General features: G+C 34.8%; 7 protein-coding genes. 3 read left to right on the plus strand and 4 right to left on the minus strand.

What is annotated here, in order from left to right:
• The first annotated feature begins 369 nt into the window (after window positions 1-369).
• Both acs and JOOMADRAFT_RS12965 read left to right on the plus strand, forming a co-directional pair.
• The gene (gene acs, locus JOOMADRAFT_RS12960; RefSeq protein WP_008614079.1) at window positions 370-2280 is read left to right on the plus strand and encodes an acetate--CoA ligase; all 1911 of its coding nucleotides are present in this window, start codon (window positions 370-372) and stop codon (window positions 2278-2280) included.
• 363 nt (window positions 2281-2643) lie between these two features.
• Window positions 2644-3396 (plus strand): DUF6503 family protein, encoded by a 753-nt coding sequence (locus JOOMADRAFT_RS12965; RefSeq protein WP_008614081.1) that lies wholly within the window; start codon window positions 2644-2646, stop codon window positions 3394-3396.
• A 1217-nt stretch (window positions 3397-4613) separates the two neighbouring features.
• Here JOOMADRAFT_RS12965 and JOOMADRAFT_RS12970 read toward each other — a convergent pair.
• The 4 genes from JOOMADRAFT_RS12970 to JOOMADRAFT_RS12985 form a co-directional block, all read right to left on the minus strand.
• On the minus strand, window positions 4614-5279 hold the full coding sequence (locus tag JOOMADRAFT_RS12970; protein ID WP_008614082.1) for a 3'-5' exonuclease: 666 nt from the start codon (window positions 5277-5279) through the stop codon (window positions 4614-4616).
• On the minus strand, window positions 5276-7198 hold the full coding sequence (locus JOOMADRAFT_RS12975; protein ID WP_008614083.1) for a DUF294 nucleotidyltransferase-like domain-containing protein: 1923 nt from the start codon (window positions 7196-7198) through the stop codon (window positions 5276-5278). Before JOOMADRAFT_RS12975 ends, JOOMADRAFT_RS12970 begins: the two co-directional genes overlap by 4 nt.
• A 66-nt stretch (window positions 7199-7264) precedes the next feature.
• A complete protein-coding gene (locus JOOMADRAFT_RS12980) occupies window positions 7265-7816 on the minus strand; it encodes an NUDIX hydrolase (RefSeq protein ID WP_008614084.1) in 552 nt (183 codons plus the stop codon).
• Between the two features lie 102 nt (window positions 7817-7918).
• Entirely contained in the window at window positions 7919-9007 is a 1089-nt protein-coding gene (locus tag JOOMADRAFT_RS12985; RefSeq protein ID WP_008614085.1) for a M42 family metallopeptidase, read from the minus strand.
• A 104-nt stretch (window positions 9008-9111) separates the two neighbouring features.
• On the opposite strand from JOOMADRAFT_RS12985, the gene JOOMADRAFT_RS12990 reads away from it, so the two are divergent.
• The gene (locus tag JOOMADRAFT_RS12990; protein ID WP_008614086.1) at window positions 9112-9828 is read left to right on the plus strand and encodes a DUF4294 domain-containing protein; all 717 of its coding nucleotides are present in this window, start codon (window positions 9112-9114) and stop codon (window positions 9826-9828) included.
• The last annotated feature ends 720 nt before the right edge of the window (window positions 9829-10548 follow it).

Raw genomic sequence — 10548 nt, forward strand, 5'->3', positions numbered from 1 at the left:
CTCATTTTATAATAGTTAATATTTAGTCTTTGTTCTTTTCTCTTACAGCGAAGCGGTCTTGTATTTTTACTCGGACATTAATGATTTCAGTTATTTTTTAGACAGCCTCTTTTTTGTTATCAATTAATTATATAAAAGTTGTTTTTTCGCTTAACTACTTCTGTTAAACTATTAACAGCTATTATTATCTTACAAACTGCTAATTTTTGGATTTTTGATTATAAATATATAATTGTAAAGTAAAATATTGTATTTAGCTGATAATTAATTATTTGTAGTTTGTGTTTTTGATTTTCTACTACTTTGAATGTTACATTTCTATCGTTTTCGTTTTAGGTATTTTCCATAAAAATAAGTACATTAGTCACCATGAGTAATTACCACATCAAACACTTAGAAGAGTATTTTCAAGTTTACCGAAAGTCTGTTCGCGACCCAGAGAGTTTTTGGGGAGAAGTAGCCGAAGAGCACTTTATATGGCGAAAAAAATGGGATAATGTTTTAGAATGGGATTTCACCAAACCCGAAATTAAATGGTTTGAAGGAGCCAAATTAAACATTACCGAGAATTGTATAGATAGGCATTTGCGCACCCGAGGCGATAAAACCGCTATTATATGGGAGCCCAATAGTCCTGAAGAAGAAGCTTTACATATTACGTATAAAGATTTACACGAGCGTGTTTGCAAATTCGCAAATGTGCTAAAATCAAAAGGAATAAAAAAAGGAGATCGTGTATGTATTTACCTTCCTATGATTCCAGAATTGGCCGTTTCTGTTTTGGCATGTGCTAGAATAGGAGCAATTCATTCGGTTGTTTTTGCAGGGTTTTCTTCCACAGCATTAGCAACACGAATTAACGATTCCGATTGTAAACTATTAGTTACTTCGGATGGTTCTTTCCGAGGAAATAAATCAATAGATTTAAAAGGAATTGTAGATGAAGCATTGGAGAAATGTGATTGTATAGAAACTGTTTTAGTAGCAAAACGTACTGGAACAGATATTAATATGAAAGAAAATCGAGATGAGTGGCTAGCACCATTACTCGAAGAAGCCGACTCAGTTTGTGAACCAGAAATTGTAGATGCAGAAGACCCATTATTTATTTTATACACCTCTGGTTCCACAGGAACGCCAAAAGGAATGGTTCATACCACAGGAGGTTATATGGTAAATACGGCGTATACCTTTAAAAATATATTTCAATACCAAGAAAACGATGTCTATTGGTGTACTGCAGATATTGGCTGGATTACTGGGCACAGTTACATTGTTTATGGACCTCTTGCCAATGGGGCTACAACGGTGATGTTTGAAGGAGTTCCCTCATATCCAGACTTTGGTCGTTTTTGGGAAATTATAGACAAACATAAAGTAAGTCAGTTTTACACAGCACCAACGGCTATTCGTGCGTTGGCAAAAGAAAATTTAGATTTTGTAACTAAACACGACTTGTCTTCTTTAAAAGTATTGGGTTCTGTTGGAGAGCCTATAAACGAAGAAGCTTGGCATTGGTATAATGATAATGTAGGAAAAGGGCAATGTCCTATTGTAGATACTTGGTGGCAAACCGAAACTGGTGGGATTATGATTTCTCCAATTCCATATGCTACGCCAACTATTCCTACCTACGCTACTTTGCCGTTGCCAGGAGTGCAACCTGCATTGATGGATGAAGAAGGGAAAGAGATTAAAGGCAATCGCGTTAGCGGTCGTATGTGTATAAAATTTCCTTGGCCTTCTATTGCCAGAACTATTTGGGGAAATCATCAACGGTATAAAGAAACCTATTTTTCTGCTTTTGAAAACATGTATTTTACCGGAGATGGCGCTTTGCGAGATGCTGTTGGTTACTACAGAATTACGGGCCGTGTAGACGATGTTGTCATTGTTTCTGGTCATAATTTAGGGACTGCACCAATCGAAGACGCTATTAATGAACACCCAGCAGTGGCAGAATCCGCTATAGTAGGTTTCCCACATGACGTTAAAGGAAATGCACTTTATGGTTTCGTTATTTTGAAAGAAGTAGGAGAAACACGTGATAGAAATAACGTTCGTAACGAAATTAATCAGCAAATTACTGAGCATATTGGTCCGATTGCAAAACTCGATAAAATTCAATTTGTAAGCGGATTACCAAAAACACGTAGTGGAAAAATTATGCGACGTATTTTACGTAAAATAGCTTCCAACGATTTATCAAATTTGGGAGATACGAGTACGCTGTTAAATCCAGATGTTGTTGACGAAATTATTAAAGAGAAATTAGATTAGGAGCATAGCGGTATGCGTTAAAAGCAATGTTGTTTCCCGCTCTCGCTCATACACGCTTGCTCGGCGCTGCCTCACAAACGGGGTATCCGCTCCATCGGGGCTAGCAGCTAAATTGTAAGAATAAAATAATTCCAAGGTTGTCTAAAAAGTATCTAAACTATAAATGTCATCTAAAGGAGCTTGTCAAACTGAGCTTGTCGAAGTTTCACAACTAACACTCAAAAAATCCTTCGACAAGCTCGACAATTATGAATTACTTTTTAGACAGCCTCTTTTCTATTTTAAAAATATTTAAGAATTATATAATTCACAATGTAATGAAGTTGTTTTATTTTCGTCAAAGTAGCTATATCTAATTCAATCATGAAAAAAATAATTACCCTAATCATTCTAGTTGTAATAATTATAGCTTGTTCTTCCGAAAATAAAAAGGAAACCTCACAATTAAATTTAGAAAAATACCCTTCAGAATTAGCAGAAGTTTTTAAAGCGCATGGAAGTTTGGATGCGTGGCAACAGAATAAAACACTTCTCTTTACAAAGGGAGAAGAAAACTATACGGTTGATTTAAATTCGAGGAAGTCTATAATAGAATCGTCTAATTATACAGTAGGTTATAACGGAGAAGAAGCATGGCTTATGGAAAAAGATAGTGCTGCTTTTAAAGGGAATCCAGATTTTTATCACAATCTATTCTTTTATTTCTACGCTATGCCGTTTGTTCTAGCAGACGATGGAATTAAATATAGCGAGACAGAACCTTTAGTGGTTGATGGAAAAACGTACCCCGGAATAAAAATTGCATATCAAGATGGAGTAGGAGCTTCCTCAAAAGATAACTACTACCTTTATTACAATAAAGATACACATCAAATGGAATGGTTAGCATATACCGTAACGTTTTTTGATAATAAACCAAAGGACCAAACCAGTGTTATAAAATATGATAATTGGCAAGTGGTAAACGGAATTAAATTACCAAAAACTTTGGTATGGTATGCAAAAGATTCTTTAGGGAATGTTGTTGCTCCAAAAGATAAATCCCCTGTAACTTTTACAAAAGTATCTTTAAATACAAATACTTTAGATAGTAAGACGTTTGAAAAGCCTAACTAATTAGGGTTTCTTTACGTAGTTATAAATCATAATAAATAAGTAAAATAAATTAAGTTTTTAGGTGTTTTTACACTCATACTCATAGTCATGTCGACCAACGAGAGACATCCCATCACCAGAAAACTCTTGAGTTATATATTGGAATGCAATTTCTCCTTTTAGTCAAAACGACTAAAGCCTCACAGTCATGTCGACCAACGAGAGACATCCCATCATCAAATACTGTTGAGTTATATATCGGAATGCGATTTCTCCTTTCAGTCAAAACGACTAAAGCTTCACAGTCATGTCGACCAGCGGGAGACATCTCATCACCAGAAATACTGTAGATTTAAATGTAGGAATGCGATTTCTCCTTTTACTCAAAACGACTAAAGCCTCGCAGTCTTGTCGACCAACGAGAGACATCTCATCACCCGAAAACTCTTGAGTTAAGTGTCGGAATGCGATTTCTCCTTTTACTCAAAACGACTAAAGCTTCACAGTCATGTCGATCAACGGGAGACATCTCATCACCCGAAAACTCTTGAGTTATATATTGGAATGCGATATCTCCTTTCAGTCAAAACGACTAAAGCCTCGCAGTCATGTCGACCAACGAGAGAAATCCCATCATCAAAAACTGTTGAGTTATATATTGGAATGCGATTTCTCCTTTCAGTCGAAACGACTAAAGCTTCACAGTCTTGTCGACCAACGGGAGGCATCTCATTACAGAAAATATTGTTGAGTTATATATTGGAATGCAATTTCTCCTTTCAGTCAAAACGACTAAAGCCTCGCAGTTTTGTCGACCAATGGGAGACATCTCATTACAGAAAATATTGTTGAGTTAAGTGTTGGAATGCGATTTCTCCTTTTAGTCAAAACGACTAAAGCCTCGCAGTCTTGTCGACCAACGGGAGACATCTCATTACCCGAAAAACTCTTGAGTTATATATTAGAATGCGATTTCTCCTTTCAGTCAAAACGACTAAAGCCTCGCAGTCATGTCGACCAGCGGGAGACATCTCATCACCCGAAATACTCTTGAGTTAAATGTAGGAATGCGATTTCTCCTTTCAGTCAAAACGACTAAAGCCTCGCAGTCTTGTCGACCAACGGGAGGCATCTCATTACAGAAAATATTGTTGAGTTAAATATTGGAATGCGACTTCTCCTTTTAATCGAAATGACTAGATGATTTTTTATAATGAAACCATTTTGGAGTAGTATCTTTATTTTATTTTAAATAAATCTTTAAGCTTTCCTCTTTCATTTTTGTAGAGCCTAGAAATAGTTTTCAAAAAAGCAATAGCAGTAATCATGGCATCTCCAGAAGCGGTATGTCTATCTTTTAAAGAAATATTTAAATTTTCAGCAAGCTCATCTAAACTATAATGTTTATTTCTATCAATAAGATTAGAGTTAATTCTAGTAGCTCGATACAATGTCATGGTGTCTAACACCTTATTTTTTAACTTAGGAAGTTGCAACCTTTTTAAAGCATGATTAACCATTCCAATATCAAAATTTGCATGATGAGCAACCAAAACAGCATTTCCAATATAATCTAAAAATTGCTGAATGGCTTCTGCTTCTGTGGCCGTATTTTCAGGGTCGTTTTTTACAATTCCATGAATTTTTACGGTTTCAGGATTAAATTGCTCTTGGTGGAGGTATATTTCAAATGCATTAGCAACTTCAATTGTGTTGCTTTTTAATTTGACAGCGCCAATGCAAAGGATTCTATCTTTGTCATAATCAAACCCAGTGGTTTCAGTATCAAGGATAATAAATTCGTTTTCATCAATAAACTCAGGAAGCTTTTCTGAAAACTTAGCTTCATATGCCTTCCAAAAATCTGGATCTTCTGGTCGATGTTTTTTAAAAAACCGAATCATATAAAAGTACTTATTTTGTAACGCAATTTTATGAGTTCTTGAACTTCGTTAATCGATTTAAAACAGCGCTTTAATTTTATTTTCTCCTCTTTACTTAAGGTTTCTAATTCTATAAATCGTCCAGTATCGTTGTGTAAAAGTCCTTGTTTCGTTCTAAATTTTAATAAAGCCTTGGCGGTATAAGAGCAGGAGAGATAGAGTTCTTTATTATGGGGCTCTAATTCGGCTAATTTCTCAAAACGTTCAGCAGTATTATTAATGTTTTTTATTTTATGTTGAAGTGTTAGCACTCTTCCAGCATCGGTAATTGGCATGATGGCTCTTTTCTTTAAATCAAAAAAGTCTTTATACTCTCCATTGGCTTCTACAAGAAACTGTCTAAAAAATCCAAGCGGCGATGGATTTCTAAGAGAACTAGCCGCCAGAGCATTTAAAAATAACTGATTGGAATCAAGATGGTTAAAAATAGTTTCCGAAAGTTGATTGGTAAGACTGCTATCACCGTAAGAAATATCGTAATCAAAGAAAATAGAACACAATAATATTTCATTATTCCCAGGGTCGGTCATCCATTTAATAAATTGTTTTTTCCATTCGGTTAAAGACAAGGTGTAGTTTGGATTGCGAGCCATCATGTCTGCAGGACAATATTCATACCCTATAGTACTCAGTCCTTTGTTTACTATTTTGGCAAGTTCAATAAAATATGCTTTTGTTTCAGGGTATATAGCTTCTGCTACATCTTCAAAAACAATGGCATTATCTTGGTCGGTATGTAAAAGTTGTTCTTTTCTACCTTGACTACCTAAAGACATCCACGCAAATTTAACTGGTGGAGAGGAGCCTATTTTATCAATACTTCTTTCAATAACTCTCTTAATGGTGGCATCATTTAACTCAAACATAATTCTAGACACATGCGTCATCGGAATGTTTTGTTGAAGATAACCCGACAATAAGTGCATAACTCTACCACGAATAGCTCTTAAAGTTTTTGATTTATTCGCCCTTTTTATAGCTTTCATCAGTGCAGCTGGATTGTTTCCTTGACTTACAATAATATCGTGTTCCGATACTATTCCAATAGCTTTACTGTTTGGAGTGCCATCCTTTGTAATGCAGATATGGCTAATTTTATGTTTCATCATTGCTACTTGTGCTTGGGCTATGGTAAGTCCTTTTGGGTAGCAAATTACTGGAGAAGACATTATTTTTTCAACAGCAATATCAATAGGGAATAAACCCACCGCAATAGTATTTCTAATATCCTTATCGGTTACTACCCCAATGGGGAGATCGTTCTCGATAACGAGGATGGAACCCACATTTTTTTCAGACATTAGCTTTGCTACTTCAGAAACTGCCTCGTTTTTTTCGCATCCTATAATATTTTTAACATAGCGAACAGGTTGTAGCTCGTATAATTCTGGAGATGCTTGCTGCGGAATTTCTTCTCCTTCTGTATATAATTTCCCACGGTGTTCCCGTGAGTAGGGATTTCTGGTGTTGGATGCAAAACTTTCAATTAAAAACTGACCAACACGATAATTTCTTTTGATGATGGGTTGAAAAGAATCAATCGGAATTGCATACAATATAGACTCTTCTTCTGCAATTGCGCTTATCATGTAGTTTTCTTTGGCAAAAATTGGTCGCAGACCAAAAATATCTCCTTCATCGCATTTGTCGAGCGTTTCTGTTTCATTGTTTTCATTTCGCTGAATAGCAATTGCTCCTTTATGAACCACATAAAACTGATTGTGTCCAGCTTCCTCTTGATTAAAAACAACTGCTCCCTTTTGCTTATAAATTACTTTTACCTCCTTAGCTACTTCCAAAAGTTGATGCGGTTTTAGTAATTCAAAGGGAGGAAAACGCTTTAAAAAATCGGCTATACGTTCGGCTATAGTATTTTTCATGTTTTATAATCTTGAGGTTAAAGCAAATTTAACCAAAAAGCCTCTGAAATTTCAGAGGCTTTAAATTTATATTATTTTTCTTCGGATGGCAGAAAACACCAAATCTAGATAATCGGGTTCCAAAGGAACGTAATCTTTCATGAGCGTGTGGTTTTTTAGCGCTGCTAAATACACATTTATAGGTGTTAGTTTTATTTCCGCTACTTCACTCTCCTGAAGACTCAATGTTTCTAGAGGTTGTTTTAATTCAACTAAAAAAATATGATGAAATTCACAATCAATCACATCCTTACTATGAACTACCGAAGAACGATGAACTCCAATTTTTTCTAAATCCTTTTCAGAAATGGTAAGTCCTATTTCTTCTTGGACTTCTCGAACTGCGGAAACTTCTGCAGTTTCCCCAGCAGAAATATGTCCAGCTACAGAAACATCCCACTTATTTGGAAATGTTTTCTTATCGGCAACTCTTTTTTGAATGAGTACTTTTCCTTCTTGCGTATATAGCCAAACATGGGCAGTAGGATGGAAGAGTCCCTTTTTATGAGCCTCCGATTTTAAAAGCACTTTCCCAGTTGCATTTCCTTCGCTATCTAATATGTCTACTAGTTCGTCCAAAAAATTTTATTTATTAATTATATTTTAGGTTACCAAAAAAAATAAAATTCATCCATACAATATGGAGTGTAATTATATTATCGATAAAGTCCTCGTAAATGTTTAGTCAAAATAACTAAAAGTTTCATTTGGTTTTATCTTTAAAAGACTTTCATAAATTAACTTAATTACATTTTCAACATCATCTCTATGCACCGTTTCTACTGTAGTATGCATATAACGGAGTGGTAACGATATTAATGCAGAGGCAACGCCTCCATTGCTGTAGGCAAATGCATCGGTATCGGTTCCAGTAAATCTTGATGCAGCCATACGCTGAAAAGGAATATTTTTTTCTTCCGCAGTCTCAATAATTAACTCTCGTAATTTATTTTGAACTGCTGGAGCGTAAGAAATAACAGGTCCTTTCCCGATTTCGGTATGTCCTTGTTTTTTCTTTTCTATCATTGGAGTAGTGGTGTCATGGCAAACATCTGTAACAATGGCTACATTCGGTTTTATTGTTTGCGTAATCATTTCTGCACCACGTAAACCTATTTCTTCTTGTACAGAATTGGTAATATAAAGTCCAAACGGAAGTTTTTGTTTGTTTTCATGTAAGAGACGAGCTACTTCTGCAATCATAAATCCACCAGCACGATTATCTATAGCGCGACAAACAAATTTATCTTCATTTAAAATAAAAAATTCATCAGGGTATGTAATAACACATCCTACATGAACGCCCATTTTTTCTACTTCCTCTTTGTCTTTTGCACCTATATCTATAAATATATTGTCTAGTTTAGGACTGTTTTCATCCTTATTGTCTCTTGTATGTATAGCTGGCCATCCAAAAACACCTTTTACAATTCCGTTTTTAGTGTGGATATTTACTACCTTAGAAGGAGCTATTTGATGATCGCTTCCTCCATTTCGTATTACATATATAAGTCCGTTGTCCGTAATATAATTTACGTACCAAGAAATCTCATCAGAATGCCCTTCAATAACAACCTTATATTCTGCTTCAGGATTAATAACTCCCACAGCAGTTCCGTAGGTGTCGGTTATAAATGTGTCTACATAAGGCTTAAGATATTCCATCCATATCTTTTGTCCTTCCCATTCATAGCCTGTAGGAGAGGCATTGTTTAAATATTTTTGAAGAAACTTAATTGAATTTGAGTTTATAATCTTCTTATTCGCCATAAATCATATATTTTAAGTTCACGAAAATACTAATATTCGTATACATTTAATAAGTGTCGCAAAACTAATTTGCTATTTTTGAACACACAAAAGCAAAAGTTTACTTGAAACAGTTAATATATATAGTAATTTTCTTTCAAACCCTCAATGTATCTGCACAGATTAGGGAGGGGGATTCCATTGTAGAACCAGTTAAAGATTCGTTGGCAGGACAATATTATTTCTTTGATGGCGACTCTATTCCCAGGAGTATGATCGAATTGGATCCTGTAGTTGTATTTCAGAGATTGAGATTTGCCTCTTATAAAGATAAAGTACGTTATTATATATTGAAGAGGAAAACTATAAAAGTGTATCCCTATGCAAAACTGGCCGCAGATAGATTAACAGAATTAACTGCCCGATTAGATAAAATAGAATCTAAATCGAAGCGTAGGCAGTATACAAAAATTATACAGCGTTATATAGAGGATGAGTTTTCTGCGGAATTAAAAAAACTTACCCGAACAGAAGGACAAATATTAGTGAAGCTTATACACAGGCAAACAGGAGTTACAGCTTTTGATTTGGTTAAAGAGCTAAGAAGTGGTTGGCGCGCTTTCTGGTATAATACTACCGCTAGTTTGTTTGATATTGATATAAAGATAGAATACCAACCAGAAGCAGTTCATGAAGATTATTTAATTGAAGATATTTTACAACGTGCTTTTGCCGACGGAAAGCTAGAAAGACAAGAATCGGCTCTCGATTTTGACTATACAGAACTCACAAATAAGTGGAAAGATGCTAATGATAAGGTGTCTTTTCAGTCAAAAAAGTAACGAAAATCCTGTAAGTACCTCATTTGTAAATAAATAGTTGTAGGATTCATTTTTTTTAATTACATTAGCTACCCTTTCTTCTGAAATTTTTATCGATTGAAGAAGTTTGAAGTAGAAAAGGAGACAAGAATAAAGAGCAAAGAGTATAGATTGTTTCTAACTTTTTTCGAATTTGTAGTTTGCCATTAACCATTAACCATTAACCATTAACCATTAACTAAAAACTAAAAACTTACTGCTTATTGAAAGAAGTCCGAAGACCGAAGTCGGAAGTAAAAGGGGAGGCAAGAATAAAGAAAGAGCATATAGATTTTGTATTCTGAGCCTTTATAGAATTTGTAGTTTGCTATTAACCAATAACCAATAACCAATAACCATTAACCATTAACTAAAAACCATAAACTTACTGCAAACTGAAGACTGCCTACTGAATAGCAATCAACTCTTTGTACTTAATACTAAATACTAAGTACTTTTTTCACTGCTTAACCTCCGAGTTCTAAGGCAGTTAAGAAATAGTTTTAAAAATACTTAAAAAAAGGTTTGGATAATGGTTAAATAAGTTTCTATATTTGCACCCGCTTTGAGAGAGAGATGATGTAGTAGAGAAGGGGCGAAGTTCTTTAAAATAGGGTGTTTTGAGCTGTTTGTTGAGATTAGAGAAGCTTTTAAAAGTTTCGAAAAAAAATCAAAATAAATGTTGCGAGAAACAAAAAAGTA

It is taken from the genome of Galbibacter orientalis DSM 19592, from assembly GCF_000260115.1.
GTDB classification, from domain to species: Bacteria; Bacteroidota; Bacteroidia; order Flavobacteriales; family Flavobacteriaceae; genus Galbibacter; species Galbibacter orientalis.

Excerpts from the sequence above, each read along its gene's own strand:
- acs (WP_008614079.1), top strand. The coding sequence starts at position 370 with ATGAGTAATTACCACATCAAACACTTAGAAGAGTATTTTCAAGTTTAC.
- JOOMADRAFT_RS12965 (WP_008614081.1), top strand. The coding sequence starts at position 2,644 with ATGAAAAAAATAATTACCCTAATCATTCTAGTTGTAATAATTATAGCT.
- JOOMADRAFT_RS12970 (WP_008614082.1), bottom strand. The coding sequence starts at position 5,279 with ATGATTCGGTTTTTTAAAAAACATCGACCAGAAGATCCAGATTTTTGG.
- JOOMADRAFT_RS12975 (WP_008614083.1), bottom strand. The coding sequence starts at position 7,198 with ATGAAAAATACTATAGCCGAACGTATAGCCGATTTTTTAAAGCGTTTT.
- JOOMADRAFT_RS12985 (WP_008614085.1), bottom strand. The coding sequence starts at position 9,007 with ATGGCGAATAAGAAGATTATAAACTCAAATTCAATTAAGTTTCTTCAA.